The sequence below is a fragment of the Dankookia rubra genome, from assembly GCF_004355005.1.
GTDB classification, from domain to species: Bacteria; Pseudomonadota; Alphaproteobacteria; order Acetobacterales; family Acetobacteraceae; genus Paracraurococcus; species Paracraurococcus ruber_A.
The window spans coordinates 53,369-79,294 of the sequence record NZ_SMSJ01000013.1; the positions used below are offsets into that span (position 1 = coordinate 53,369).

The window sequence follows — 25,926 nt, forward strand, 5'->3', positions numbered from 1 at the left end:
GGGCCTGGCGGGGTAACGCGGCGGAAAAGGCCGGCGGGCACGCCGCCATCCCGCAGCAGCGCGCGAAGCTTGCCACCAGCCGGACCGGCTCCGCCTGGCTCGCCGTGCGGGTCTTCCCGAAGATGCTGTTCAGGCAGGACCGTGGGCTGGTCGCCGCGACGCCGAGGGCCGCCGCCTCCGCCGGCATGTCGCGCCCGAGCCGACGGCGCCCTGGGCGCTGGCTGCCCTCGGCCGCTGCGAGCGCATCGCCCGGGATGCCTGGGTCAAGGTCACCGGCGCGACGCTCGACTGAAGTATCCGCCGGGGAACGATCGGGCCTCCGTCGCGCTCCGCCTCCTGCGAACGCCAGCGCGAAGGCAGACGGCCCCCGCGCCGGCGACCGGCAAGGAGAGATGAGCGAGATGGACGAAGATCGGTTCAGCGGCACCGTCAAGCAGGCGGCCGGCAAGGTGCAGGGCGCCGCGGGCGACCTGCTCGGCGATAGCAAGACGCAGGCCGAGGGCGCGGCGCGCGAGATCGCCGGCCGTGCCCAGGACGCCTATGGTCAGGCCAAGGACGTGGCGCGCGGCGCCGCGGAGCAGGTCGGTCGGGGCGTCGAGCAGCAGCCGGTGGTGGCGCTGCTGATTGCCGGCGTGATCGGCTATGCGCTCGGCCTGTTCACCGCCCGGCGCTAACGCTCAACCCGGGTGGCCGCCGCGGCAGCCACCCGGTTTCTCATTCACGCAACGAAGAGCAGCAGCGCCAGCAGCAGCACGACCACGGCGACGACGCCGTAGGTCACGAACTGGGTGAAGCCTTCCCAGCCGCGCTCATGGGTGGCGATGACATCCTTCGCCTCGATTGCCGAAAATTCGTAGTTGGTCTGCTCGGCCACGGCTGCTGTCCCTATGAGATCCGGTGCCACGGTGTAGGAAGCGTTGGCGCTTCCGGCAAGGGCGTTGAAGGGCGAGGTCAGGGAAGGGGGTTCCGCAGGGCCCCCTGCGGTGCCGCCGCCCCGTCCACCACCGCGCGGCCGGCCTCGATCCGCACCCGCCCGGCCGCCAGCCAGCCGAGCGCCGCCGGGTAGATCCGGTGCTCCTCCGCCAGCACCCGCGCTGCGAGCTCGGCCGGGGTATCGCCCGGCAGCACCGGCACCGCCGCCTGGGCCAGGATCGGGCCCTCGTCCACCCCGGCGCTGACCAGGTGCACGCTGCAGCCATGCAGCCGGACCCCGGCCGCGATTGCCCGCTCATGCGTCTCAAGCCCCGGGAAGGCCGGCAGCAGGGAGGGGTGGATATTGACCAGCCGGCCTTCCCAGCGGCCGACGAACGCCGCGGTCAGCACCCGCATGAAGCCGGCGAGCGCGATCAGCCCGATGCCGTGTTCCGCCAGCACCGCCTCCATCGCCGCCTCGAAGCCCGGGCGGTCGCCGCGATGGGCGCGGCTCTCGACCACCGCGGTCGGGATGCCGGACGCAGCGGCACGGCCGAGGCCGGCGGCATCGGCGCGGTTCGACAGCACCAGGGCGATCTCGGCGGGGTAGGCCTGGTCCGCAGCGGCCTCCAGCAGCGCCGCCATGTTGGAGCCGCGGCCGGAGATCAGGACGGCGGTGCGGGCGCGGGCCACGTCAGCGCGGCCAATGGGCGGCCAGGTTGTCGATGCGGAGTCCGGCCGGGCCGCTGCCCGCCTCGATCGCGCCGATGCGGAAGACCTGCTCGCCGGCGGCGGCCAGTTGCGCCATGGCGGCCTCGGCATTGCCGGCGGCGACCACCAGGACCATGCCGATGCCGCAGTTGAAGACCCGCAGCATCTCATCGGCCGCGATGTTGCCGGCCGCTGCCAGCCAGGCGAAGACAGGCGGCACCGGCCAGGCGGCCCCGTCCAGCACCGCGGTCACGCCCTCGGGCAGCACCCGCGGCAGGTTGCCCGGCAGGCCGCCGCCGGTGATGTGGGCCGCCGCCTTCAGCAGCCCCGCCTTGTGCAGCGCGACCAACGATTTCACGTAGATCCTGGTCGGCGCCAGCAACGCCTCCCCCAGCGTCATCGCCGGGGCGAAGGGCGCCGGGTCCGCGAGGCCGAGCCCCGCCGCCGCCACCACCCGCCGGACCAGCGAGAAGCCGTTGGAATGCACGCCCGAGGAGCCGAGGCCGAGCAGCACGTCGCCGGCGCCGATCGCCTTCGGCAGCAGCGCCTCGCGCTCCGCGGCACCCACCGAGAAGCCGGCCAGGTCGTAGTCCTCGGCGGCGTACATGCCCGGCATCTCGGCCGTCTCGCCGCCGACCAGGGCGCAGCCGGCCCGACGGCAGCCCTCGGCGATGCCGGCGATGACGTCGCGCGCCTGGGCGAGCTGCAGCTTTCCGCTGGCGAAGTAGTCGAGGAAGAAGAGCGGCTCGGCGCCCTGCACCACCAGGTCGTTGACGCACATGGCGACGAGGTCGATGCCGACCGTCGCATGGCTGCCGGCATCGATCGCGACCCGCAGCTTGGTGCCGACGCCGTCGGTGGACGACACCAGCACGGGGTCCCGGAACCCCGCCGCCTTCAGGTCGAAGAGCGCGCCGAAGCCGCCGAGCCCGCCCATGGTGCCGCGGCGGTCGGTGGACTTCGCCAGCGGCTTGATCGCCTCGACCAGCGCGTCGCCGGCAGCGATGTCCACTCCCGCCTCGCGGTAGGTCAGGCTGGCCGGTGCCGCGACCGGGGGGGTGGTCTCCGGGGGAGTGGTCAAGGCGGCCTCCGATCGGCGGGGTGGGGAAGGGCAGCAGCACGGCCATGGAGGCCGCGCCCTACGCGGGCCGCGCCCGCAAGTCCAGACCATGATGCCGTCCTGGGCGATTCGCCGGGATGGGATTCGCCCAAACCCGCCGCTTCCTGCTAACCGTCCGGTACGATCTTCGCGACAGAGTCCCGGCCCGCGCCGGCACCTGGCGCGGGCAGCGCAACCGCCGGGGCCACCCGGATGCAGGAGGGGCCGATGCCGGCAAGCAGCAGGGGTGCCACGCTGGTCCTGGCCTGGGGCCTGATCCTGGCTGGCCCCGGTCCCGCACTCGCGCAGGTGCCGCCGCCGTCCGCCGGCGAGCCCGCCGCCGCGGCCGCCGAACCTGCCGCGGCCAGCCTCAACTTCACCCAGCGCGGCGTCCCGGCCGAGGCCAGCGCCGAGAACGGCGTGCTGGCCAAGGAGAAGGCGCTCGCCGCCGGCCGCCGCGCCGCCTGGTCGAAGCTGCTGGCCGAGGCCGGGACCAGCGGGCCGGGCCTGTCGGACCAGCAGATCGACGACATGGTGAGCTCCATCGTCATCGAGGAGGAACGCACCTCGCCCACCCGCTACAGCGGGCGGATCACGGTCAATTTCAACCCGAATCGGGTGCGCAGCCAGCTCGGCGGCCGGGTGCCCGGCCTGGCCCCGGTCGCTGGCGGCGGTGCGGCCGCGCCGGCCCCCGCCGGCCCGGCCTCGAATTGGGTCGACGCCGTCGCCACCTACCGCTCCATGGCGGAATGGCTCGACCTGGTGCGGCGTTTGAAGGGAGCGGGGCAGATCGCCTCGGTCGATATCCAGGCGATCGCGGTGGACGCGGCGCGCGTCCGGCTCGGCCTGCGGGGGCCGACCGAGACGGTGATGGGCGACCTCGCCGGGCTCGGCATCCAGCTCGTGCCCGCGGTCGGGGCGCGGCCGGGCGAAACCTGGCGCGTCGGCCTTGCCGGGGGCGGCTGACCCGCCGCCGGGGAAGGCGGGGCCGGCGGCGGCTGAGCCGCTGCCCGGGGGCGAGGGGCCGGCCGGCGGCCCTGGCGCCAATCCGCCCGCGGTGCTGCTCACCCTGCCCAACCTGATCACGCTCGCCCGGCTCTGCGCCGTGCCGGCGACCATCTGGCTGATCCTGCAGCACCGGCTCGACACGGCCTTCCTCGTCTTCGTGGGCGCCGGCATCTCGGACGGCATTGATGGCTGGCTGGCGCGGGTCCGCAATGCCCGCAGCGCGCTCGGCGCCATCCTCGACCCGGTGGCCGACAAGGCGCTGCTGGTCTCGGTCTATGTGGCGCTGGCCGGCATCGGCGTGCTGCCGGACTGGCTGGCGATCCTCGTCGTCTTCCGCGACGTGGTGATCGTCGGCGGCATCCTGGTGCTCTGGGTGCTCGGCCAGCCGCCGGCGATCAAGCCGCTGCTGATCTCGAAGCTGAACACCGCGCTGCAGATCGGCCTCGCGGCGCTGGCCCTGCTGCTGGCCGGCTTCCGCCTGGCGGCGGACGGGCTGCTCGACCTGATGGTATGGGCGGTCGCGCTCTCGACCCTTGCCTCCGGCGCGGCCTATGTCACCGCCGCGCTGCGCCGGCCCTGGTCGGCCCCGCGGGGCGGGTCCTGATGCGCGCGCCATGAAGCTGCTGCAGAACCGCCCGCTGGCCCGCCCGGCGGCGCCGCCCGCACCGCCCGATCCGCCGCCGAGGCCGCTGGCCGAGCCGGCGCCCGCCGCGGCGCGTCCGCTGCCCTCGCCCCGCGTCGCCACCCGGGCGCAGCGCATCGCGCTCTTCGCCGGCCTGGCCGGGGCGGTGCTGCTCGGGCTCTGGCTCTTCTCGCCGATCCTGACACCCTTCGTGCTGGCCGGCGTCATCGCCTATTTCCTCGACCCCGTCGCCGGCCGGCTGAACCGGATCGGCGTGCCGCGGTCGCTCGCCGCGCTGCTGCTGGTGCTCGGGATGGTGGCGATGGCGCTGCTGGCGCTGCTGCTGCTCTACCCGCTGCTGATCGCCCAGGTGACGGTGCTGCTGCAGCGGCTGCCGAGCTACGTGCTCGGCGTCGGCCAGGCGATGCGGGACGCGCTGGTGGCGCTTTCGGAACGCGTGCCGGATGTCTTCGACCAGCGGCTGCAGGACCTGGCGGTGGGCCAGGCGGGGGCGATCATCTCCTGGATCGGTACTTCCCTGGCGCGGCTCATCGGCGGCGGCGTGGCGCTGTTCAACGTGTTTACCCTCGTCACCGTGACGCCGGTGGTCGCCTTCTACCTGCTGCGCGACTGGCCGCGGATGCTACTGCGGATGGATGCCTGGCTGCCGCGGCGTTCGGCCGCGACGCTGCGGCAGCTGGCAAGGGATACCGACCGGCTGCTCTCGGCCTGGCTGCGCGGGCAGCTGCTGTGCTGCGCATTGCTCGCGGTCTACTATGCCGCGGCGCTGTCGGCGATCGGGCTCGAGCTCGGGCTCACCGTCGGGCTGATGTCGGGCATCCTCTCCTTCATCCCGTATATCGGCTCGATCACCGGGATGATCACCGCGCTCGGCCTCGCACTGGCGCAGTTCGGCACCTGGAACGGGCTGTTGGTGGTGCTGGCGGTCTTCGTCACGGGACAGGTGGTCGAGGGCTACATCATCTACCCCCGCCTGCTCGGCGACAGGGTCGAGCTGCATGCGGTCTGGGTGATCTTCGCGCTCTTCGCCGGCGGCGTCGCCTTCGGCTTCCTCGGCGTGCTGCTGGCGGTGCCGATCGCCGCGGTCGCCGGCGTCATCGCCCGCTACTGGCTGCGGCGCTACCTCGAAAGCCCGCTCTACCTCGACCCGCCGCGCACGGGGCTCTGATGCTCGGCGCCGCTTCCTCACGGCAGCTTGCCCTGCCGCTGCCGATCGCCGCGCGTTTCGAGCTCGGCGACCTGCTGGAGGATGCGAGCAATGCCGCCGCCCTGGCTTGGCTGCGCCGGCCCGATACCTGGCCGGGCGGCAGGCTCGCGCTGTTCGGCCCGGCGGCGACCGGCAAGACCCACATGCTGCGCGGCCTGGCCGCCGAGCGCGGCTGGCCGGCGATCGAGGGCCTCGCGCTGCGCGGCCTGCCGGAGCCCGCGCCGGGCGCCGGCCTCGTGCTCGATGATGCCGATTGCGCGCCGGAGGAGGAGGCGCTGCTGCACCTGCTGAACCTCTGCGCCGAACGTCGTCAGGCGGTGCTGCTGACCGGGCGGGAGGCCCCGGCGCGCTGGCCGGTGGCGCTGCCCGACCTCCGCAGCCGGCTCAGGGCGATGACCGCGGCCGGCGTCCGCCCGCCCGGGGATGCGCTGCTGGCGGCCTTGCTGCGGCGGCATTTCCTGCTGCGCCAGCTGCGGGTCGACCGGGCACTGCAGGACTGGCTGCTGGCCCGGCTGCCGCGCGAGGCGGCGGCGATGGCCGAGGCCGCGGCCCGGCTGGACCGCGCCGCGCTGGCCGCCGGCGGCCGGGTGACCCGGGCGCTCGCCCGCGCCGCCCTGGCCGAACTGCCGGGCTTCGGCCAGGGCGCGGAGGATGACGATTCGATGGCGGACCGGGAAGCCGGTTGGCCGGAGACCCCCACCCTGCTCTAGGCTGGCGGCCATCATGCAGGAGGCCTCCGCCATGTCGCTCGTCGAGACGAAGCCGCCCGTCGAGGTGGCGGCCGAGGCCGCCCCGGGGACCGCCATCGCGCTCGACCAGCCCGCGCGCTTCATCAACCGCGAGCTCTCCTGGCTCGACTTCAACACGCGGGTGCTCGAGGAGGCGGCGAACCCGCACCACCCGCTGCTGGAGCGGCTGCGCTTCATCGCCATCTCCGCCTCCAACCTCGACGAATTCTATTCGGTGCGCGTCGCCGGGCTGATCGGCCAGGAACGCGCCGGCATCGCCACGCTTTCGCCGGATGGCCGCACGCCCTCGCAGCAGCTGGCCGACATCCTGGCCCGCGCGCAGTCGCTGATCGAGGGGCAGCAGCACGAATGGCGGGTGCTGCGCCGGCTGCTTGCGGATGCCGGGATCGCCCTGGCGCAGGCGGAGGAGCTGAGCGATGCCGAGCGCGACTGGCTCGGCGCCTGGTTCATGGACCGGGTCTTCCCCGTCCTGACCCCCCTGGCCGTCGACCCGGCGCATCCCTTTCCCTTCATCCAGAACCTCGCGCTCTGCATGGTGCTGAAGCTGGTGCGGGAGGAGGATGGCGGCACCATGCGGGCGCTGCTGCCGCTGCCCCCGCAGATCGACCGCTTCATCCGCCTGCCGGCGGCCGAGGCCGGCGCGCCGATCCGCTTCGTGCTGCTGGAGGACGCGATCAACCTCTCGCTCGGCCGGCTTTTCCCGGGCTTCATCCCGGCCGAGCACGGGCTGTTCCGGCTGATCCGCGACACCGACGTGGAGTTCGAGGAAGAGGCCGAGGACCTGGTGCGGTCCTACGAGACCGCGCTGAAGCGCCGCCGCCGCGGCCGGCCGATCCACCTGACCGTCACCGCCGCGACGCCCGCCGACATGGTCGACTTCGTGGTCGAGGAGATGGACGCCTCGCCCGACAGCGTCGTGGTGGTGGACGGGCTGCTCGGCATCGCCGACCTGAAGCAGCTGATCGTCGACGACCGGCCGGACCTGCTCTTCACGCCCTATACGCCGCGCTTCCCGGAACGCATCCTCGACTTCGGCGGCGACTGCTTCGCCGCGATCCGGGCCAAGGACATCGTCGTCCACCACCCCTACGAATCATTCGACGTGGTGGTGCAGTTCCTGCGGCAGGCGGCGCGCGACCCCAGCGTCGTCGCCATCAAGCAGACGCTCTACCGCACCAGCCGCGACAGCCCGATCGCCCGCGCGCTGATCGAGGCGGCCGAGGCGGGGAAAAGCGTAACCGCAATGGTCGAGCTCAAGGCGCGCTTCGACGAGGAGCGCAACATCGCCCTGGCGCGCGAGCTGGAGGCCGCCGGCGTGCAGGTGGTCTTCGGCTTCGTCGAGCTGAAGACGCATGCCAAGGTCTCGCTGGTGGTGCGGCGCGAGGGGCAGGTGCTGCGCAGCTACGCGCATTTCGGCACCGGCAACTACCATCCCATCACCGCGCGCATCTACACCGACCTGTCCTTCTTCACCGCCGACCCGGCGCTGACCCGCGATGCCTCCAAGCTGTTCAACTACATGACCGGCTATGCCCGGCCGGAGGCGATGGACCTGCTCGCCTTCTCCCCGCTGACCACCCGGCCGACCCTGCTCGGGCTGATCGAGCAGGAGATCCGCTTCGCCCGGGACGGCAAGCCGGCGGCGATCTGGATCAAGATGAACAGCCTGGTCGACACGCAACTGGTCGATGCGCTGTACCGCGCCAGCCAGGCCGGGGTGAAGATCGACTGCGTGATCCGCGGCATCTGCTGCCTGCGGCCCGGGGTGCCCGGCCTGTCCGACCATATCAGGGTCAAGTCGATCGTCGGGCGGTTCCTGGAACACTCCCGCATCATCGCCTTCGGCAACGGCCACCGGCTCCCCTCCCGTCGAGCCCGGGTCTATATCTCCTCGGCCGACTGGATGGCGCGCAACATGGACTGGCGGGTGGAGAGCCTGGTGCCGATCGAGAACCCGACGGTGCATGCCCAGATCCTCGACCAGATCATGGTGGTGAACCTGAAGGACTCGGCGCAAAGCTGGCAGCTGCAGCCGGGCGGGGAGTGGAAGCGGGTCGGCCGCGGCGAGGCGCCGGTCTCGGCCCATGAATATTTCATGACCAACCCCTCGCTCTCGGGCCGGGGCAGCGCGTTGCGACGCACGACCCAGACGGCGCGACGCAGCCGGCAGGACCGCGTGACACAGGACTGAGCCGCTTGGACATACCGCACCACGCCTGGCCCGATGGCGACCAGCAGGGCCCCTGCCGCAGCGGGATCGTCGATCTCGGGTCGAATTCCGTCCGCCTCGTCATCTTCGAGGGGCTGGGCCGCAACCCGCAGGCGATCTTCAACGAGAAGGCCGTGCTCGGTCTCGGCCGCGGACTGCAATCGACCGGACGGCTGAACGAGGAGGCGATCGCCCAGATCCTGCTGGTGCTGGACCGCTACCACGCCGTCGCCCGCGCCATGCGGGCCGATCCACTGGAGGTGGTGGCGACCGCGGCGGTCAGGGATGCCAGCAACGGACCGGAATTCGTCGCCGCGCTGCAGGCGCGGATGCCCGGCGTGCCGATCCGCATCCTCGCCGGGGAGACCGAGGCGGAGCTCTCCGCCGACGGCGTGCTGCTGGGCTTCCCCGGCGCCGACGGCATCCTCGGCGACCTCGGCGGCGGCAGCCTGGAACTGGTGCGCCTCGAGGCCGGCCGGGCCTCCCGCGCCGCCTCCCTGCCGCTCGGCGTCATCCGCCTGGCGGAACGCGCCAATGGCGACGTGGTCCGGGCCCGGGCCATCGCCGAGCAGGAGCTGGGCCGGACGCCCTGGCTGGCCGAGGGAGCGGGGCGCGACCTCTACCTGGTGGGCGGCGCCTGGCGCGCCATGGCGCGGATGCACATCGCCCAGACCGGCTACCCGCTGGCGATCGTCCACCACTACGTGCTGCGGCGGGAGGAAGCGCGCGACATGGCCGGGGTCGTCATGGCGGCGTCGCGCCGCACGCTGGAACGCATGGCCGGGGCGCCGCAGAAGCGGCTGGGCGACCTGCCCTTCGCCGCCGTCGCGCTGCGCCGGCTGCTGCGGGCGACCGGGGCGGGGCGGGTGGTCTTCTCCGCCAACGGGCTGCGGGAGGGCTGGTATGCCCGCATGCTGCCGCCCGGGATCCGCGGCGAGGAGCCGTTGCTGGCGGCCTCGCAGGAGCTGGCCTGGCGCTGGGGCCGCGACCCCGGCCTTCCGCCGGCGCTGCTCGACTGGACCGACCCGGTCTTCGCCGACCAGGATTCCATCCAGCGGGCGCTGCGGGAAGCCGCCTGCTGGGTTTCCGACATCGGCAGCCACGACCATCCGGAATACCGCGCCGAGCAGGCCTTCCTGCGGGTGCTGCGGCAGCATGGCGTGGGGCTCGACCACCATGCCCGCGCCTTCCTCGCGCTGGTCGCCGCGCTCCGCTACGAGGCCGAGCCGAACGCGCCCTACCTGGCGCCGACCCGGGTGCTGCTGGACGTGCCGACGATCCGCCGGGCGGAGTCGCTGGGGGCGGCGCTGCGGCTGGCCTATACGCTCTGCGGCGGCACCCCGGCGCTGCTGGCCGGCACCACGTTGCGACGCGACGGCAGCCGGCTGGTGCTGCGGCTGGCCGCGGGCACCGGCGTCTTCGCCGGGGAGAGCGTGCTGCGGCGGGTGGAGGCACTTGGCGCAACGCTTGGACTCGAGGCGGTGGTGGAGGTCGCGCGGGGCTGACGGCAAAAGGCAGGGCCGGGGCGACGCTGGCGTCCCGGGTCCCTCATCGCAATCGCTTGCGACTCCGGCCGGCATCATCGGCGCCCGAGGCGGAGAGGGTCGAGGCGCGGGACACCGGGACCCGACCCGTCCAGGCCCTTCCGGTCCCTGGCTGGCCTCCGCGGCAACCTGGCCGGGATGCCCGCTCGACGATCCACCGCTCCGATAGCCGAGGACGTGGCAGCCGGGAGAGCGGCGGCGTCAGCCGCCCCGCCGGGCCAGCCAGATGCCACCGCCTATCAGCAGGATGCCGGCGGCGTGGAAGGCCCGTGGCACCTCGCCCAGCAGCAGCACCGCCAGGATCGTGCCGAAGACCGGCACGAGATGCACGGCCAGCCCCGCCGTATTCGCCCCAAGCAGCGCCACCGCCCGGTTGTAGCAGAGATAGGCCAGCACCGAGGCGAAGAGCGCGACATAGAGGATCGCCCCGGCCGCCACGGGTGTCAGCGGCACCGGCCGGCCGGACAGCGTCTCCGCCAGGTATAAGGGCAGCAGCATCGCCGCCCCTGTCAGGAAGGTGCCGGCGACGAAGCTCAGCCCATGCACCATGGGCCGGCGCCGCAGCAGGGCGGTGTAGACCGCGTAGCTGACGATGCCGGCCAGCATCCAGACGTCGCCGCGGTTGAGGTCGAGCCCGGCCAGCACGGCCGGGTTGCCCCGGCTCACCAGCGTCACCGCCCCGGCCAGCGAGATGGCGATGCCGAGCGCCTGCCGCACGCTGACCCTTTCCCGGAACAGCAGGAAGGAGGCGGCGACGATCAGCACCGGCATGGTCGACTGCAGCATGACGATGTTGAGCGCGGTCGTGCTTTGCGCCGCGATGTAGAGCGTGGTGTTGAAGACCGCGATGCCGAAGACCGAGAAGGCCAGCATCGGCTTCCAGGCCCGCAGCATGGACCGGAGGTCGGCCTGCAGGTGCGGCCAGGCGAAAGGCAGGATGATCGCCGCCCCGACCACCCAGCGCCAGAAGGCCAGCCCGATCGGCGGCACCTGCCCGGCCACGGCGCGGCCGAGGATGGCATTGCCGGCCCAGAACAGTGCCGTCGCCATCATCAGCAACCAGGGCATGTCGAACAGCCCGCGCCGGGCCGGTGCCTCACTCAAGCCAGGGCGCCTCGACGAAGAGGGCGCCGTCGTAGTTGTTCGGCTGGCCCGGGGCGACCACCAGTTCCAGCATCAGCCCGCAGGCCTCGGCATGCGGCCAGAAGACGCGGCGGAGCAGGCGGTGCGTGCCGGGGGGGATCTCCACCAGGGGCGTGTCCAGCACATGGCCCTCGGCGGTCACCAGCCCGATCCGCAGCAGCAGCGGCGGCGCCGCCGGCGCGGTCATCAGGGTCGCCTGGAACAGGCGCCGTCCGGCCCGCAGGCGCGGCAGCCCGGCATAGACCAGGCGCAGCGCCGGCTCCCAGGGGGAGTTGGGGTGGAGCTGCATGCCGGATGCCTTGGCATGGGTCCAGGGGTTGGAGTTGGTCAGCGTGACGGTGCCGCCCGCCGGCAGCGGCAGCGGGCCGGCCGGCGCCGGGGCGGCCTCCTGCCCGAAGGGCAGCCCGAGCGGCATGGGGTCGGCCGGCTGCTGCGGCCGGCCGGCCAGGCCCGACCAGGGCTGCGGGTGCACCAGCCGCATCGGCGTGGCCGGCGCGCCGTGGCGCAGCAGCGCCGCCTCCGCCGGGCTGCCGGTGCGGGCGAAGAGCAGCATGTTCTGCGCGTACCACCAGTCGAGCTCCTGGTGCAGCCAGAGTGCCGGGCGCAGCAGGTCGAAGCAGCGGAAGCCCTCGGCGTCGAACAGCGCGGCCCAGTAGTCCGGCCATTGCTCGTTCACATGGTGCTCGCCGCCCTGGTAGGGGATGGCGGCGGAGAACAGCACGGCATCGGCGAGGCCGGCCAGCAGCCCGACCAGGCCCGGCGCCTGCGGCGGGTCGAGATGCTCCGCCACCTCGAGGCACATCGCCAGATCGGCCGGCCGCGGCAGGCGGGCGGCGATCGCCGCCGGGTCGGGGGCGGCGAGGTCGGCCGCGAGGAAGCGGTCCTGCGGGATCAGCAGGTGGTCCCGCGGCACCCAGTCGCCATCGACGCCGAGGATGCTGGCGGTGCCGAGCTCCTGCGCCGCCCGCAGCCAGGTGCCGACCCCGCAGCCGAGATCGACCACGCCGGCTGGCACGCCGAGCAGGCCGAAGGCGCGGCCCAGCGCGCAGCGGGCGGAGCGCAGCGAGGCCGCGGCATGGGATTCGTAGAAGGAGGCGGCATAGGTCCCTGCCATGGACTGGTCCGTCGGCGCCACCGTGTCAGTCCTCTGCGCCATGCGGCGCTCTGGTCATCGGGGCGCGTTACCCTGCCGGAATCAGCTTGATCCGCCGGCCGTCGACGCCGAGCGCCAGCCGGCCCGCCTTCAGCGCCAGCGCCGCATCGCCGAAGACCTCGCGCCGCCAGCCATGCAGCGCCGGCAGGTCGGGGCTCGCCTCGGTCGCCAGCCGTTCCAGGTCGTCGGAGCTGGCCAGCAGCTTCGGCGCCACATTGTGCTCCTCGGACTTGGTTGCCAACAGCACTTTCAGCAGCGCGACCAGCGCCGGGGAGGGCGAGGGGCCGCCACGTTCCTTCGGCGGCTCCGGCAGGGCGCTGTCGGGCAGCGCCTTGGCCTCTTTCACCGCGGCCAGCAGCCCGGCGCCGCTGCGGCCCTTGGCGAAGCCTTCCGAGATCCCGCGCGCCCGGGCCAGGTCGGCCGGGGTTTCCGGCGCGGTGGCGGCGAGCTCCAGCAGGGTCTCGTCCTTCACCAGGCGCTGGCGGGGGATGTTGATCCGCTGCGCTTCCTTCTCGCGCCAGCCGGCGATGGCCTGCAGCATGCCGAGGAAGCGGCGGTTGGTGGTCCGGGGCTTGAGGCGTTCCCAGGCATTCTCCGGCTCGGTCCGGTAGGTGCCGGGCTCGTTCAGCACCGCCATCTCCTCGGCCACCCAGTCGAGCCGGCCTTCCTTGGCGAGGCGTGCGGTCAGCGCCGTGTAGATCTTCCGCAGGTGGGTGACGTCGGCCGCAGCATAGGCGATCTGCGAGGCCGAGAGCGGCCGGGCCGACCAGTCGGAGAAGCGGTGCGCCTTGTCGATCTGCGCATTGGCGAGCGCCCGGGCGAGGCCGTCATAGCTCACCTGGTCGCCGAAGCCGGCGACCATGGCGGCGACCTGGGTGTCGAACAGCGGGGTCGGCACCGCGCCGTATTTCAGCAGGAAGATCTCGACGTCCTGGCGGGCGGCATGGAAGACCTTGGTGACCTTCGGATTGGCCAGCAGCAGGCCGAGCGGGGCGAGGTCGAGCCCTTCCGCCTGGGCATCGACCACCGCCGTCTCGTGCGTCCCGCCCAGCTGGACGACGCAGAGCTCGGGCCAATAGGTCCGCTCCCGCATGAACTCGGTATCGACGGTGACGAATTCCTCGGCGCTCAGGCGCTCGCAGAGCGCCGCCAGCTCGGCGGAGGTGGTGACGAGGGCGGGGGCGCTGGCTTCGGCAGGCGGGCGACGGCTCATGCCGATGCTTCTACCGCCGGGGGAGGAAGTGGGAAAGCCGGGGGAAAGCGGGGATGCCGGTCAAGCACCCGCCCCGGCGGGGGCCAGCGCCGTCGCGGCGGCGGCCTGGCGCTGGCCGAAGGTCAGCAGCGGCAGGCCGAGCCGGGCGCAGGCGGCAAGGTGGAGCGCGTCCGGCGCGCGCGGGCCAAGGTCGAAGCGGCGGGCACGGCGGGCGGCGACGCGGTGGTCGGCCGGCTCGACATCCTCCGTCCCCGCCCGTCCAGCGACCCGTCGGCCGCAGCGCCGCAGGATCTCGACAGCCTGGGCGTGATCCAGGCGGCAAATCCGCCGCAGCGCGCTGATCACCGCCTCGAATTCGACCGGCTCGGAGGTGCCGACCACCACCGCGGGTTGCTCCGCCTCGATCCAGTCCGGCATCGACAGGCTATGGGCATCCGCCACGAACAGGGACACGAGGGCACTCGTATCCAGGTAGATCACACCTCGTCGTCCGCGTTGCGCATGGTGCGGATGAAGGTGCCTGCATCGACCTTCATCAAGGTCTGAACGGCCGGGGCGCGGCGCAGCTCGTCGATTGATTCCCGGCTGACGCGCTTCTCCGCCACCAGCCGCACCGGCTTGAACTCGCCGATCGGCTTGCCGCGGCGGGTGATGGTGACCGGCTCCCCCCCCCGCCCGGCGGCGGCGAGCAGGGCAGGCAGGCCGTCCTTGGCTTCGGCGACGCTGTAGGCTGGCTCTCCGGCCGTTTACCCACGGGATGGCCATGACGATGGCCATCCGCCCCGCCGAAATCATCGACGGCGCATCGCGGGGTTGACAGGACATACCCCCGGCGCCTCAAACCCGCCCTTCCTCGCAGATCCAGGTCCCCGCCCCATGCACGCCTACCGCACCCATACCTGCGGCGCCCTTCGCGCCAGCGACGCCGGCGCGACCGTCCGGCTTTCCGGCTGGGTGCACCGCAAGCGGGACCATGGCGGGCTGCTCTTCCTCGACCTGCGCGACCATTACGGCCTGACCCAATGCGTGGTCGCCCAAGGGTCGCCGGTCTTCGAGGCGGCCGACCGGCTGCGCGCCGAGAGCGTCGTCACCGTGACCGGGGAGGTGGTGAACCGCGAGCCCGGCACGGTCAATGCCAAGCTCCCCACCGGCGAGGTCGAGCTGCGGGTGCGCGAGCTTACCCTGCAATCTGCCGCCGAGGTGCTGCCCTTCCAGGTCGCCGGCGAGCAGGAGGCGCCGGAGGAGATGCGGCTGCGCTACCGCTTCCTCGACCTCCGGCGGGAACGCCTGCAGCGCAACATGATCCTGCGCGCCCAGATCATCCAGGACATCCGGGAGCGCATGATCGCCACCGGCTTCAACGAGTTCCAGACGCCGATCCTGACCGTCAGCAGCCCCGAGGGCGCGCGCGACTTCCTGGTGCCGGCCCGGCTGCATCCCGGCAAATTCTACGCCCTGCCGCAGGCGCCGCAGCAATACAAGCAGCTGACCATGGTCGCCGGCTTCGACCGCTACTTCCAGATCGCCCCCTGCTTCCGCGACGAGGCCGGCCGCGCCGACCGCACGCTGATGTTCTATCAGCTCGACGTCGAGATGAGCTTCGTCACCCAGGAGGACGTCTTCACCACCATGGAGCCGGTGATCCGCGGTACCTTCGAGCGCTTCGCCGAGGGCCGCCACGTCGATGCCGGCCCTTGGATCCGCATCCCCTATGCCAAGGCGATGCTCGACTACGGCTCGGACAAGCCGGACCTGCGCAACCCGCTGGTGATTCGCGACGTGACGGAGCAGTTCGCCGGCAGCGGCTTCGGGCTGTTCTCGAAGATCGCCGCGTCCGGCGGCGTGGTGCGCGCCATCCCGGCGCCGGGCGCGGGGGCCAACCCGCGCTCCTTCTTCGACAAGATGAACGAATGGGCGCGCGAGCAGGGCGCCGGCGGGCTCGGCTACATCACCTTCGACGCGGAAGGCCCGAAGGGCCCGATCGCCCGCAACCTCGAGGCCGACCGCGCCGAGGCGATCCGCGCCGCCTGCGGCGTCGGCCCGGGCGACGCCGTCTTCTTCGCCGCGGGCAAGGCGGCGGATGCCGCCAAGCTTGCCGGCCAGGCGCGGCTGAAGCTCGGAACCGATCTCGGCCTGACCGAGAAGGCCGGCTTCCGCTTCTGCTGGATCACCGACTTCCCCTTCTATGAGCTGAACGAGGAGACCGGCCAGGTCGACTTCAGCCACAACCCCTTCTCGATGCCGCAGGGCGAGATGGCGGCGCTGGAGGGGCAGGACCCGCTGACCATCGGGGCCTACCAGTACGACGTGGTCTGCAATGGCTACGAGATGGCCTCCGGCGCCATCCGCAACCATAAGGCGGAAATCATGGTAAAGGCCTTCGGCATCGCCGGCTACCCGCCCCAGGCCGTCGAGGACCGCTTCGGCGGCATGCTGAACGCCTTCCGCTACGGCGCCCCGCCGCACGGCGGCATGGCCGCCGGCATCGACCGCATCGTCATGCTGCTGGCGGAAGAACCGAACCTGCGCGAGGTCAACCTCTTCCCCATGAACCAGCAGGGCGAGGAGCTGATGATGGGTTCCCCGTCCCCGGTGGAGGAGGCGCGGACGCGGGAGCTGCATATCCGCACCGTGCTGCCGCCGGCCAAGCCATCGGCCGAAAAGCCCGCGCCGAAGGATGCGCCCCAGGGTGCAGTGCCGGCCAAGACGCCCTAATTGCTGCCGATGCACCCAAGGACCCGCGCCATGCCGTTGCGCCGCCCCCTAACTGCCGCCTTCATGGCCGTGACGATTGCGCTCGGCGTGTCGGTCGCCCTGCCGGCCGCGGCGGCCGAGCCGGGAGCGGAGGCGATGGCCGGCCATCGCGCCGCTTATCGGCTCACCCTCGACAAGGTGCGGGACAATTCGGACATCGCCCGGGCCGACGGGGCCATGCTGTACGAGGTGGTGGACAGCTGCGACGGCTGGGCGACCCGCCAGCGCTTCCAACTGCGGCTGACCGACCGCGACGGCCAGGATGTCGAGACCACCTCGGACTACTCGACCTTCGAGACCAAGGACGGGAAGAAGATCCGCTTCAGCCTGACCCAGACCAGCCAGGGCGCTGTTTCCCAACGGATCGCCGGCGATGCCGAGGTGACCGAGGCCGGCGGCACGGTGACCTATACCGAGCCGGAGGCGAAGCAGGAGGACCTGCCGAAGGGCACCCTGCTGCCCATGCTGCACACCATCCGCAGCCTGGCCGCGGCCAAGGCGGGCAAGCGCATGATGGTGGTGCCGCTCTTCGACGGCACCAGCGCCGAGGGCGCCCAGGACACCACCACGGTGATCTCCGCCTGGCAGCCGCCGGCGGCAAATGCGAAATTCCCCGACCTGGCCAAGCTCGGCAGCGCGCGGATGCGGGTCGCCTTCTTCGACCGCAACGACAGCGGCGCCAATGGCGGCGCCAGCGCCCCGGACTACGAGGTTGGGCTGCGCTACTATGCCAACGGCGTTGCCGACGAGATGCAGATGGATTTCGGCGAGTTCAGCGTGAACGGCGCGCTGCAGGAGCTGGCGCTGCTGCCCAACCCCTGCTGAGCCGCCCGCCCGCCCGCCCGTTCGCTGCGCTGCCAAGGCCCCGGTCACCGCCGGGGCCTTTTTGCTGTCCGGCGGTTTGACCCCGCGGCACCGCGCGTGATTGACTTGCCGCAAGAACGCGCAAGCCGGCGCATGGCACCCGACCCAGCCCCGCCTGCTGCAGGAGAGCCGCCATGGCCGCGCCCGCGATCCCCGTCCTCGACCTCGGCCCCTACCTCGCCCATGAGCCCGGCGCCTTGCAGGCAACCGCCGCCGAGCTGCGCCATGTCTGCGAGACGATCGGCTTCCTGACCATCGTCAACCACGGCGTCCCGGCCGCGCTGGTCGAGGAGGCCTTCGCCGCTTGCGCCCGCTTCCACGCCCAGCCGCTGGACGCCAAGCTGGCGGTCAAGGCGAACCCGCAGCTGCAGGGCTACGTCCCGCTGCGCGGCAGCACCACGCGACATTCGAGGATCAACCCCGACAACAAGCCGAACGAGAACGAGGCCTTCTTCATGAAGCGGACCGGCGCGGATGCCGGCGGCCCGGAATGCTGGCCGGCCGGCCTGCCCGGCTTCCGCGAGGTGGCGCTGCGCTATTACGACGCGCTCGACGCGCTGGCCCAGGCCATGCTGCCGCTCTACGCCGCCGCGCTCGGCCTGCCGGCCGGCCATTTCGCCCCGCTCTGCGACCGGCCGCTGACCAACCTGCGCTTCACCCACTACCCGCCGTGCAGCTACGGCGCCAACGAGTTCGGCATCGCGCCGCATTCCGACAGCAGCTTCTTCACCCTGCTGGCGCAGAACAAGGTGCCCGGCCTGCAGCTGCGCACCACCGACGGCGCCTGGTTCGACGTGCCCGTCATCCCCGACAGCTTCGTGGTCAATACCGGGGACGTGCTGCACCGCTGGACCAACGGCCGGTTCCTGTCCACGCCGCACCGTGCCTTCAACACCTCGGGCGGGCCGCGCTACGCCATCCCGTATTTCTTCCACCCCAACCCGGACACGCTGATCGACCTGCTGCCGGGCTGCGATGCCGAGCCGCCGCGCTTCCCGGCCATGACGACCGGGGCGTACATGGCCTGGTTCCGCAACCAGAATTACGACCATGTCCGGAAGGCGGGTGCGGCCTGATGCGCCGGCTCGCCCTCGCCGCCGCGCTGCTGGCCGCGACCCTCGGCCCCGCCAGCGCGCAGCCCAGGACGCTCCGCGTCTCGCTGAACACCGAGTTGCAGGTGCTCGACCCGATCGTCACCACGATCAATGCGACCCGCGTCTTCGCCTACATGGTCTTCGACACCCTGGTCGGCATCGACAATGCCGGCACCTTCCGGCCGCAGATGCTCGAGGGCTGGGAGGTCTCGGAGGACCGGCTGACCTGGCGCTTCACCTTGCGCGAGGGGCTGGAGTTCGCCGACGGCACCCCGGTGACCGCGGCCGACTGCGTCGCCTCGATCCGCCGCTGGGCGAAGCGGGAGGCGCTGGGCGGACAGCTCATGCGCTCGGCCGAGGCGCTGGAGGTGGTGGACGAGCGGCGCTTCACCCTGAAGCTCAACCGCCCCTTCGCCTTCGTGATCGAGGCGCTGGGCAAGCCCGGCCACACCATCCCGGTGATGATGCCGGCGCGGCTCGCCGACCTGCCGGCCGACAAGGCGGTGCCGGAGATCGTGGGGTCCGGCCCCTTCCTGTTCCGCCGCGCCGAATGGCGCCCGGGCGACCGCGCCGGCTTCGACCGCAACCCGCGCTACCGGCCGCGCGCCGAGCCGGCGGACGGGCTCGCGGGCGGCAAGGTCGTAAAGCTCGACCGGGTCGAGCTGATCAGCATGCCGGACCAGGCGACGCGTGTCGCCGCGCTGCAGGCCGGCGAGATGGACCTGCTGGAGATCGTCCCCTTCGACTTCATCGCGGCGCTGCGGCGCGACCGCAACGTGACCATCGCCTCCCAGCGCGGCGTGCAGCAGATGGTCTCCGTGCTCAACATCAACCACGTGCAGCCGCCCTTCAACGATATCCGCATGCGGCGCGCGCTGCAGGCGGCGATCCAGCAGCCTGACGTGATGGCCGGGCTCGGCCTGCCCGCCGACATGGCGCGGCCCTGCCTGTCGATCTACATGTGCGACGCGCCGCTGACCAACGAGGCCGGCACCGGGTATCTCCGCGGCGCCGGCCCCGAGCGCGCCCGCGCCCTGCTGCAGGAAGCCGGCTACAAGGGCGAGAAGGTGGTCTTCCTGCACGCGGCCAGCTCGGCGCTGCTGAACCCGATCGGGCTGGTGATGGCGGATCAGCTCAAGCGCGCCGGCTTCAACGTCGATGTCTTCACCACGGATTATGCGACCGCGGCGCAGCGCCGGCTGAGCCGCGCGCCGGCCGAGCAAGGCGGCTGGAGCGTGATGCCGATCGTCTGGAACGGCATCGACCTCATCAACCCGCTCTCCAATCCCGCCGTGTCCAACAACTGCTCGGAGTTCAACCCCGGCTGGCACTGCGACGAGGAAACCACGGCGCTGCTGCGCCAGGTGGCGGAAGCTGCCGACCCCGCGCAGCAGAAGGCGCTGGCGGCGCAACTGCAGGCCGCCTTCCATCGCAACGTGAACTACCTCTGGGGCGGGCAATTCTCGGCGCCGGCGGCCTATCGGTCGGAGGTGAAGGGCGTGGTGCCGTTTGCCTTCCCGGTGTTCTGGAACATCGAGCGGAAGTAAGGCCGGGGAGAAGCTATTCTTCCCGGACCCCTCATCTATTTTTACGAGTCTGGCATTCGCCGCGCGGCGGCACTCGACTCACAAAAAGCAAAGGTGGGGTTTGGGGAGGAAATGCTTTTTCCTCCCCAACCTTCCTTACCCCCGCTTCAAATTCCACAGGAACGGGTTCGGCCCCTGCAGCACCCCGCTCAGGTCCCGCCGGAAGGCCGTGCGCAGCCGGAACAGCCCGGTCGGCGCGAAGGGCACGCTCTCCCAGGCCGCCTCCTGCAGCGCCGCCATCGCCCGCGCCTGGGTCGCGGTGTCGGCCGCGTTGATCCAGGCCTCGACCTCCGCCTCGGAGGCCGCATCCGTCGGCCAGCCGAACCAGGCACGCTCGCCATGCCCGCGGATGATCGGGCTGACCGCCGGGTTGGCGATGGCCGCCGCCGGGAAATTGGTGTTGTGCAGGCTCCAGCCGCCCTGCGAGGGCGGCGCCTTGTTGGCGCGGCGGGCGATGGTCGTCGCCCAATCGCTCTCGACCAGCTCGATGTTAATGCCGAGCCGCCGCATCAGGTCGGCGGTGACGCGGCCCTGCTGGGTGACGGCGGGGAAGTCGCTGGGATTCACCAGCACCACCGTCTCGCCCTTGTAGCCGGCCTCGCGCAGCGCCGCGCGGGCGCGCTCCATCGCGGCGTCCCCTCGCGGCGCGGGGGTAAACTCCTTCACGTCAGGCAGGCCGCAGGGGAAGACCGCGTGGCATTCCTGCCAATCGCCCGGCAATGCGACGGCCGCCATGTAGTCGGGCTGCACCATCGCGTCGCGGATCGCGCGGCGCACCCGCAGGTCGTTGAACGGCGCGTGCAGGTGGTTGAAGCGGAGGAAGCCGAGGAAGCCGTTCGGGTCGTAGACCTGCGTGGTGATGTTGCGGTCGCGCGCCAGCACCGGGACGAGGTCGGGCAGCGGGTATTCGACCCAGTCGATCTCGCCGGTCTGCAGGGCGGCCGCCGCCGTGCCGCCATCCGGGATCCAGACCAGCTCCAGCCGGTCGAAATGCACCCGCTTGCCGCCCGCGGCCGCCTCGCCCGGCTCCTCGCGCGGGACATAGGCCTCGTTGCGGGCATAGGCGGCACGGGCGCCCTGGACGAACTCGCCGGCGAGGAAGCGCCAGGGGCCGCTGCCGACCATGCCCTCCACGCCGATCGGCTTGTCGGCCGGCGTCGCCGCGATCCGCGCCGGCATGATGAAGGCGGGGCTGGCCGCTGGCTTGGCCAGCGCGTCCAGCAGGGCGGGGAAGGGGCGATGCAGGCGGATCGCCAGCACCCGGTCCTCCGGCGCGCCCCACTCCGCCACCGCCTTCGCCAGCACCTGGCCGAAGCCGTCCCGCACCGCCCAGCGCTGCAGGGACGCCACGCAGTCGCTGGTCCGCACCGGCTCGCCGTCGTGGAAGCGGAGCCCGTCCCGCAGCCGGATGGTCCAGGTCAGCCCATCGGCCGAGACCGTGTGCCCTTCCGCCATCTGCGGCCGCGGCTGCAGCTTCGAATCGCAGCCGTAGAGCGTGTCGAAGACGCAGTAGCCATGCGTGGTGGCGATCGTGGTGGGGTTGAGGATCGGGTCCAGCACCGCCGGCGCCGCCTGCGGCATGAAGCGCAGCGTGCGCGCCCGGCTGCCCTGGCCGAAGGCCGGCAGCGGCAGGCCGATCAGGCCCGCGGCCTTCAGGATGCTGCGTCGTTGCATGGCGTCACTCCCCCTCGGGGCTGCGCGATAGGGCAGGATGCGCGGCGCGGGAAGGGGTGGCCCTGGCCGGGCGGCCGGGGCAGGATGGTCGCAACACGCCGAAGTCCACGGTCGTCCTCGCAGGAGCCTGCCAGAGATGAGCGCTGCCCTATCCCCCGCCACCCGCGTGGCGACGCACCCGCTCGACGCCAGCTTCGGCGCCGAGCTGACCGGCCTGACGATCGCCGGCGATGCGCCCGCGGCCGATGTCGCCGCCTTCCTCGCCGCGCTGCACCGCCACCATGTTGTGCTGATCCGCAACGTGCCGAACGACCCCGGCGCGCAGGTCGCCTTCAGCCGGCGGCTCGGCCCGCTCGAGCTGCATTCCGGCACCACCCATACCCACCCGCTTCACCCCGAGATCTTCTGCGTCGGCAATTACGAGGCCGACGGCATCAAGGCCAACTTCGCCACCGGCGTCGAGCAATGGCACGCTGACAGCAGCTTCCGCGCGGTGCCGAGCGCCGCCTCCCTGTTCTACGGCGCGATCTGCCCGCCGGAGGGCGGCGAGACCTGGTTCCTCGACGCTCAGGCGGCCCATGACGACCTCGACGCGGCGATGAAGGCGCGGATCGAGGGCCTGACCGCGGTGCACGACCTCGCCACCCTTTATGCCTGGAATGCCCGCCACACCCCGGGCCGGCCGCCGCTGTCGGAGGACGCGCGGCGGAAATTCCCGCCCATGCCGCAGCCGCTGGTCCGCACCCATCCGGTGACCGGCCGGCGCTCGCTCTTCCTCTGCCCTGCCGTGATCAGCCACATCGAAGGGATGGATGCGGAGGAGGGCCGGGCGCTGATCGAGGCGCTGATGGCCCATGCCTCGCAGGAGTGCTACCTCTACCGCCACCGCTGGCGGGCGGGCGACCTGGTGGCCTGGGACAACCGCTCCGTCCTGCACACCGCATCGTTGTTCGACCACACGCGCCATACCCGGTTGATGTTCCGCACAACGGTGGCCGGCACTGCCTGACCGCGCCGCCACGGAGGTGACGGACCGGGAATGACCGAATTCCGGCTGCTGCTGGACCTGGCGGGCGAGGCGGCCCTGCTGCTCTGGGGCCTGCACATGGTGCAGAGCGGCGTGCAGAAGGCCTTCGGCAGCCGGCTGCGGCATGCCCTTGGCGTGGCGCTGGGTGGCCGGGTGCGGGCCTTCGCCGCCGGGCTCGGCGTGACGGCGGTGCTGCAGTCCAGCACCGCGACGGCGCTGATGGTTGGCTCCTTCGCCGCTTCCGGGGCGGTGGCGCTGGCGCCGGCGCTGGCCGCCATGCTGGGTGGCAACCTCGGCACCGCGCTGATCGTGCAGCTGCTGTCATTCGACGTGGCGGCGGTCTTCCCTGGCCTGGTCCTCGTCGGCGTGCTGGCCTTCCGCCGGGCGAAGCGGGCGCGGACGCGGGATCTCGGGCGCGTCTCGATCGGGCTCGGGCTGATGCTGCTGGCGCTGCACCTGATGGTCGCCAGCATGGCGCCGGTCGAGACCTCTCCCACCCTCCGCGCGCTGCTGGCGGCGCTGGCCGACCAGCCGCTGCCCAACCTGCTGCTGGCCGCCGCGATCGCCTGGGCAGCGCATTCCAGCGTCGCCGGCGTGCTGTTCGTGGCCTCGCTCGCCGGCAGCGGCGTGGCGGCGCCCGGTGCCGCCTTCGCCATGGTGCTGGGCGCCAATCTCGGCAGCGCGCTGAACCCGCTGCTGGAAGCCGGCGGCGACCGGGAGGACACGGCGCGGCTGCGGGTGCCGATGGGCAACCTGATCAACCGGGTATTGGGCGCCGCCATCGGCCTGGCGCTGCTGCCGCAGGCGGTCGCCTGGCTGCAGGCGCTGGATGCGGCGCCGGCGCGCTTCGTCGCCAATGCCCACCTGGCCTTCAACCTGGCCACCGGCCTGCTGGCGCTGCCGCTGCTGCCCGGGCTGGCGCGGCTGCTGGTGCGGCTGCTGCCGGACCGCACCGCGGCCGATCCCGGCGCGCCGCGCTACCTCGACGAGGCGGCGCTGCGCACGCCTTCCGTCGCGCTGGCCAATGCGGCGCGGGAGGTGCTGCGCATCGCCGACCGGGTGGAGGCGATGCTGAAGGCCTCGGCCGAGGCCTTCCGCGCCGCCGACCGCGACGCCGCCCGCGCCGCCGGCCGGCTGGACGACGAGGTCGACAGGCTGCACCGCGCGGTGCACGACTATCTCTCGCAGATCCCGCGCGACGCCCTGGGCGAGGAGGAGATCCGCCGGCTGGAGGAGGTGCAGGCCTTCGCCATTGCGCTCGAGCACGCCGCCGACGTGATGGAGCGCGACCTGCTGCGCCATGCCGGCAAGCGGCTGCGCCGCGGCGCCCCGCTGGAGGAAGCCGGGCTGCAGGAGATCGCCGAGCTGCACGGGACGCTGCAGGAACAGCTCCGCTTGGCGATCGCGGTCTTCATGCTGGAGGATGCCGAGGCCGCCCGCGCCCTGGTCCGCGGCAAGGAAGGGCTGCGCGTGGCGGAGCGCGACGCGGCGCGCCGGCTGGCGGCCGGGGAGGGCGACGCGGCCGGGCTGCTGCTGGACGCGGTGCGCGACCTGCGCCGGGTCGGCGGGCATATCGCCCTGGTGGCCCACCCGCTGCTGGAACGCCGCGGCGAGCTGCTGCCGAGCCGGCTGGCGACCGACACCGCAACCGACACCGCCCTGGCGGATGGCGATTTCCCCCCCAGCGGCTAAGGTACCGCCGAGAGGGAGAACCAGCATGGACGCCATGACCCAGCCGCCCGTCATCCGCCTCCATCCGGAGGACGGCGTGGTCATCGCCCGCCAGGTGCTGCCGCCGGGCACGCCTCTCGGCGGCGGCGTCTCGACCGCCGCGCGCGTCCCGGCCGGCCACAAGATCGCGGTCAAGGCGCACGCGAAGGGCGAGCCGGTGCGGCGCTACGGCCAGATCATCGGCTTCGCCACCGATGCCATCCCGCCCGGCGCCTGGGTGCATACCCACAACCTCGGCATGGGCGACTTCTCCCGCGACTATGCCTTCGGCCGCGACGCGAAGCCGCTTGAGCAGGTCGCCACCCCCGCCACCTTCCAGGGCATCATCCGCGCCGACGGGCGGGTCGCCACGCGCAACTACATCGGCATCATCACCTCGGTGAACTGCTCGGCGCATGTCGCCGAGCTGATCGCCATGGCCTTCCGCCGCAACCCGCTGACCGGGGAGGACCCGCTGGCGGCCTGGCCGAACGTGGATGGCGTGGTGGCGCTGACCCACAAGACCGGCTGCGGCATGACCCAGGGCGAGCCGTTGACGCTGCTGCGGCGGACGCTGGGCGGCTTCGCCCGGCATGCCAACTTCTCCCATGTCATCGCCATCGGCCTGGGCTGCGAGGTCAACCAGATCGGCGGGCTGCTGGACGAGCAGCGGCTGTCCGGGCGGCTGCGCAACATGGACATCCAGGAGATGGGCGGCACCCGGAAGACGGTGGCCGCCGGCATCGCCTTCGTGAAGGAGGTGCTGGAGGAGGCGAACAAGGTTGCCCGCGTGCCGGTGCCGTCGAGCGAGCTCTGCGTCGCCCTGCAATGCGGCGGCTCGGACGGCTACTCCGGCATCACCGCCAACCCCTCGCTCGGCGCGGCCTCCGACCTTGTGGTGCGGCACGGCGGCACGGTGATCCTGTCGGAGAGCCCGGAGACCTACGGCGCCGAGCATTTGCTGACCCGCCGCGCGGTCTCCCCCGCGGTCGGCCAGAAGCTGGTCGACGTCATGCATTGGTGGGAGGAGTACACCGCGCGCGAGGGTGCCGAGATGGACGCCAACCCGTCCCCCGGCAACAAGCTCGGCGGGCTCACCACCATCCTCGAGAAGTCGCTCGGCGCCATGGCGAAGGCCGGCTCCACCAACCTGGTCGAGGTGGTGCGCTACGCCGAGCCGGTGACGGCCAAGGGCTTCGTCTTCATGGACACGCCGGGCTACGACCCGGTGGGGGCGACCGGGCAGGTCGCGGGCGGTGCCAACCTGCTCTGCTTCACCACCGGACGCGGCAGCGTCTTCGGCTGCAAGCCGACGCCTTCCATCAAGCTGGCGACCAACACGCCGATGTTCCAGCGGATGGAGGACGACATGGACATCAATTGCGGCACCGTGGTGACCGGCGAGGAAACGGTGCAGCAGGTCGGCGAGCGGATCTTCGCCAAGATGCTGGAGACCGCGAGCGGCGGCCGGACCAAGAGCGAGGCCTTCGATTTCGGCGCGGCGGAATTCGCGCCCTGGGTGCTCGGCGCGACGATGTAGGGCGCGGAGCCCCCGCCGGGCCTTGCGCAAAGCCGTTTCAGACGGGTCAAGAGCGCAACCGCCAAAGCGCCGCTTGGGCAAGTAGT

Annotated in this window: 23 protein-coding genes and 1 pseudogene; 14 read left to right on the forward strand and 10 right to left on the reverse strand. The window is 72.3% G+C overall.

Features of this window, described 5'->3' with window-relative positions; all coding sequences use genetic code 11:
* The first annotated feature begins 401 nt into the window (after window positions 1-401).
* Window positions 402-674 (forward strand): CsbD family protein, encoded by a 273-nt coding sequence (locus E2C06_RS12670; protein WP_133288973.1) that lies wholly within the window; start codon window positions 402-404, stop codon window positions 672-674.
* Window positions 675-718: 44 nt separating this feature from the next.
* On the opposite strand, the gene E2C06_RS37525 is transcribed toward E2C06_RS12670, so the two are convergent.
* From E2C06_RS37525 to purM, 3 genes are all read right to left on the reverse strand, one after another.
* Window positions 719-874, reverse strand: a complete 156-nt coding sequence (locus E2C06_RS37525) for an aa3-type cytochrome c oxidase subunit IV (RefSeq protein ID WP_165982359.1) — start codon at window positions 872-874, stop codon at window positions 719-721.
* Window positions 875-951: 77 nt separating this feature from the next.
* Entirely contained in the window at window positions 952-1,605 is a 654-nt protein-coding gene (gene purN / locus E2C06_RS12680) for a phosphoribosylglycinamide formyltransferase (protein WP_206664523.1), read from the reverse strand.
* A 1-nt stretch (window position 1,606) separates the two neighbouring features.
* The gene (purM, locus tag E2C06_RS12685; RefSeq protein ID WP_241671243.1) at window positions 1,607-2,704 is read right to left on the reverse strand and encodes a phosphoribosylformylglycinamidine cyclo-ligase; all 1,098 of its coding nucleotides are present in this window, start codon (window positions 2,702-2,704) and stop codon (window positions 1,607-1,609) included.
* Between the two features lie 246 nt (window positions 2,705-2,950).
* Between purM and E2C06_RS12690 the strand changes: the two genes are divergently transcribed.
* The 6 genes from E2C06_RS12690 to E2C06_RS12715 are packed head-to-tail and all read left to right on the forward strand — an operon-like array spanning window position 2,951 to window position 10,043.
* Entirely contained in the window at window positions 2,951-3,688 is a 738-nt protein-coding gene (locus E2C06_RS12690; protein WP_133288976.1) for a hypothetical protein, read from the forward strand.
* A complete protein-coding gene (locus tag E2C06_RS12695) occupies window positions 3,672-4,334 on the forward strand; it encodes a CDP-alcohol phosphatidyltransferase family protein (RefSeq protein ID WP_338324208.1) in 663 nt (220 codons plus the stop codon). The genes E2C06_RS12690 and E2C06_RS12695 overlap by 17 nt, the downstream gene beginning before the upstream one ends.
* A 10-nt stretch (window positions 4,335-4,344) precedes the next feature.
* On the forward strand, window positions 4,345-5,541 hold the full coding sequence (locus E2C06_RS12700) for an AI-2E family transporter (RefSeq protein ID WP_133288977.1): 1,197 nt from the start codon (window positions 4,345-4,347) through the stop codon (window positions 5,539-5,541).
* A complete protein-coding gene (locus E2C06_RS12705) occupies window positions 5,541-6,290 on the forward strand; it encodes a P-loop NTPase family protein (protein ID WP_133288978.1) in 750 nt (249 codons plus the stop codon). The genes E2C06_RS12700 and E2C06_RS12705 overlap by 1 nt, the downstream gene beginning before the upstream one ends.
* 13 nt (window positions 6,291-6,303) lie before the next feature.
* The gene (locus tag E2C06_RS12710) at window positions 6,304-8,520 is read left to right on the forward strand and encodes an RNA degradosome polyphosphate kinase (RefSeq protein ID WP_133288979.1); all 2,217 of its coding nucleotides are present in this window, start codon (window positions 6,304-6,306) and stop codon (window positions 8,518-8,520) included.
* Between the two features lie 5 nt (window positions 8,521-8,525).
* Window positions 8,526-10,043 (forward strand): Ppx/GppA family phosphatase, encoded by a 1,518-nt coding sequence (locus tag E2C06_RS12715; protein WP_241671244.1) that lies wholly within the window; start codon window positions 8,526-8,528, stop codon window positions 10,041-10,043.
* A 240-nt stretch (window positions 10,044-10,283) separates the two neighbouring features.
* Here the strand turns inward: E2C06_RS12715 and E2C06_RS12720 are convergent, their stop codons facing one another.
* The 6 genes and pseudogenes from E2C06_RS12720 to E2C06_RS40775 form a co-directional block, all read right to left on the reverse strand.
* Window positions 10,284-11,186 (reverse strand): DMT family transporter, encoded by a 903-nt coding sequence (locus E2C06_RS12720; RefSeq protein WP_241671245.1) that lies wholly within the window; start codon window positions 11,184-11,186, stop codon window positions 10,284-10,286.
* The gene (locus E2C06_RS12725) at window positions 11,179-12,381 is read right to left on the reverse strand and encodes a class I SAM-dependent methyltransferase (protein ID WP_133288980.1); all 1,203 of its coding nucleotides are present in this window, start codon (window positions 12,379-12,381) and stop codon (window positions 11,179-11,181) included. Before E2C06_RS12725 ends, E2C06_RS12720 begins: the two co-directional genes overlap by 8 nt.
* Before the next feature lie 25 nt (window positions 12,382-12,406).
* Window positions 12,407-13,591: a ribonuclease D gene (gene rnd / locus E2C06_RS12730; protein ID WP_133288981.1), complete on the reverse strand. Its 1,185-nt coding sequence runs from the start codon at window positions 13,589-13,591 to the stop codon at window positions 12,407-12,409.
* 60 nt (window positions 13,592-13,651) lie between these two features.
* Window positions 13,652-14,071, reverse strand: coding sequence for a type II toxin-antitoxin system VapC family toxin (locus E2C06_RS37530; RefSeq protein WP_165982360.1), 420 nt, complete (start codon window positions 14,069-14,071; stop codon window positions 13,652-13,654).
* Window positions 14,068-14,196: a hypothetical protein gene (locus tag E2C06_RS40265; RefSeq protein WP_277751815.1), complete on the reverse strand. Its 129-nt coding sequence runs from the start codon at window positions 14,194-14,196 to the stop codon at window positions 14,068-14,070. The genes E2C06_RS37530 and E2C06_RS40265 overlap by 4 nt, the downstream gene beginning before the upstream one ends.
* A 30-nt stretch (window positions 14,197-14,226) precedes the next feature.
* Window positions 14,227-14,307, reverse strand: a pseudogene (locus tag E2C06_RS40775) (hypothetical protein); the annotation flags it as partial.
* A gap of 160 nt (window positions 14,308-14,467) precedes the next feature.
* On the opposite strand from E2C06_RS40775, the gene aspS reads away from it, so the two are divergent.
* From aspS to E2C06_RS12755, 4 genes are all read left to right on the forward strand, one after another.
* Entirely contained in the window at window positions 14,468-16,306 is a 1,839-nt protein-coding gene (gene aspS / locus E2C06_RS12740; protein WP_133288983.1) for an aspartate--tRNA ligase, read from the forward strand.
* A 30-nt stretch (window positions 16,307-16,336) separates the two neighbouring features.
* Window positions 16,337-17,170: a cell envelope integrity EipB family protein gene (locus tag E2C06_RS12745; RefSeq protein WP_241671246.1), complete on the forward strand. Its 834-nt coding sequence runs from the start codon at window positions 16,337-16,339 to the stop codon at window positions 17,168-17,170.
* Between the two features lie 173 nt (window positions 17,171-17,343).
* Complete coding sequence (locus E2C06_RS12750; RefSeq protein ID WP_133288984.1) at window positions 17,344-18,285, forward strand: isopenicillin N synthase family dioxygenase; 942 nt, start codon at window positions 17,344-17,346, stop codon at window positions 18,283-18,285.
* On the forward strand, window positions 18,285-19,850 hold the full coding sequence (locus E2C06_RS12755; protein WP_133288985.1) for an ABC transporter substrate-binding protein: 1,566 nt from the start codon (window positions 18,285-18,287) through the stop codon (window positions 19,848-19,850). The genes E2C06_RS12750 and E2C06_RS12755 overlap by 1 nt, the downstream gene beginning before the upstream one ends.
* Before the next feature lie 135 nt (window positions 19,851-19,985).
* Here the strand turns inward: E2C06_RS12755 and E2C06_RS12760 are convergent, their stop codons facing one another.
* A complete protein-coding gene (locus E2C06_RS12760; RefSeq protein WP_133288986.1) occupies window positions 19,986-21,563 on the reverse strand; it encodes an ABC transporter substrate-binding protein in 1,578 nt (525 codons plus the stop codon).
* Between the two features lie 136 nt (window positions 21,564-21,699).
* Here E2C06_RS12760 and E2C06_RS12765 point away from each other — a divergent pair, with 136 nt between their 5' ends.
* Genes E2C06_RS12765 through E2C06_RS12775 form a run of 3 tightly spaced genes read left to right on the forward strand, consistent with a single transcriptional unit; the run spans window position 21,700 to window position 25,840 of the window.
* A complete protein-coding gene (locus E2C06_RS12765) occupies window positions 21,700-22,572 on the forward strand; it encodes a TauD/TfdA dioxygenase family protein (protein WP_165982361.1) in 873 nt (290 codons plus the stop codon).
* A 30-nt stretch (window positions 22,573-22,602) separates the two neighbouring features.
* Window positions 22,603-24,282: a Na/Pi cotransporter family protein gene (locus E2C06_RS12770; protein WP_133288988.1), complete on the forward strand. Its 1,680-nt coding sequence runs from the start codon at window positions 22,603-22,605 to the stop codon at window positions 24,280-24,282.
* 25 nt (window positions 24,283-24,307) lie between these two features.
* Entirely contained in the window at window positions 24,308-25,840 is a 1,533-nt protein-coding gene (locus tag E2C06_RS12775; protein WP_206664524.1) for a UxaA family hydrolase, read from the forward strand.
* Window positions 25,841-25,926 lie beyond the last annotated feature (86 nt).

What these genes read in the sequence shown, in the direction of transcription:
- E2C06_RS12670 (WP_133288973.1), top strand. Translation starts at nt 402, where the DNA reads ATGGACGAAGATCGGTTCAGCGGCACCGTCAAGCAGGCGGCCGGCAAG.
- E2C06_RS12690 (WP_133288976.1), top strand. Translation starts at nt 2,951, where the DNA reads ATGCCGGCAAGCAGCAGGGGTGCCACGCTGGTCCTGGCCTGGGGCCTG.
- E2C06_RS12700 (WP_133288977.1), top strand. Translation starts at nt 4,345, where the DNA reads ATGAAGCTGCTGCAGAACCGCCCGCTGGCCCGCCCGGCGGCGCCGCCC.
- E2C06_RS12705 (WP_133288978.1), top strand. Translation starts at nt 5,541, where the DNA reads ATGCTCGGCGCCGCTTCCTCACGGCAGCTTGCCCTGCCGCTGCCGATC.
- E2C06_RS12710 (WP_133288979.1), top strand. Translation starts at nt 6,304, where the DNA reads ATGCAGGAGGCCTCCGCCATGTCGCTCGTCGAGACGAAGCCGCCCGTC.
- E2C06_RS12725 (WP_133288980.1), bottom strand. Translation starts at nt 12,381, where the DNA reads ATGGCGCAGAGGACTGACACGGTGGCGCCGACGGACCAGTCCATGGCA.
- rnd (WP_133288981.1), bottom strand. Translation starts at nt 13,591, where the DNA reads ATGAGCCGTCGCCCGCCTGCCGAAGCCAGCGCCCCCGCCCTCGTCACC.
- aspS (WP_133288983.1), top strand. Translation starts at nt 14,468, where the DNA reads ATGCACGCCTACCGCACCCATACCTGCGGCGCCCTTCGCGCCAGCGAC.
- E2C06_RS12745 (WP_241671246.1), top strand. Translation starts at nt 16,337, where the DNA reads ATGCCGTTGCGCCGCCCCCTAACTGCCGCCTTCATGGCCGTGACGATT.
- E2C06_RS12750 (WP_133288984.1), top strand. Translation starts at nt 17,344, where the DNA reads ATGGCCGCGCCCGCGATCCCCGTCCTCGACCTCGGCCCCTACCTCGCC.
- E2C06_RS12755 (WP_133288985.1), top strand. Translation starts at nt 18,285, where the DNA reads ATGCGCCGGCTCGCCCTCGCCGCCGCGCTGCTGGCCGCGACCCTCGGC.
- E2C06_RS12760 (WP_133288986.1), bottom strand. Translation starts at nt 21,563, where the DNA reads ATGCAACGACGCAGCATCCTGAAGGCCGCGGGCCTGATCGGCCTGCCG.
- E2C06_RS12765 (WP_165982361.1), top strand. Translation starts at nt 21,700, where the DNA reads ATGAGCGCTGCCCTATCCCCCGCCACCCGCGTGGCGACGCACCCGCTC.
- E2C06_RS12770 (WP_133288988.1), top strand. Translation starts at nt 22,603, where the DNA reads ATGACCGAATTCCGGCTGCTGCTGGACCTGGCGGGCGAGGCGGCCCTG.
- E2C06_RS12775 (WP_206664524.1), top strand. Translation starts at nt 24,308, where the DNA reads ATGGACGCCATGACCCAGCCGCCCGTCATCCGCCTCCATCCGGAGGAC.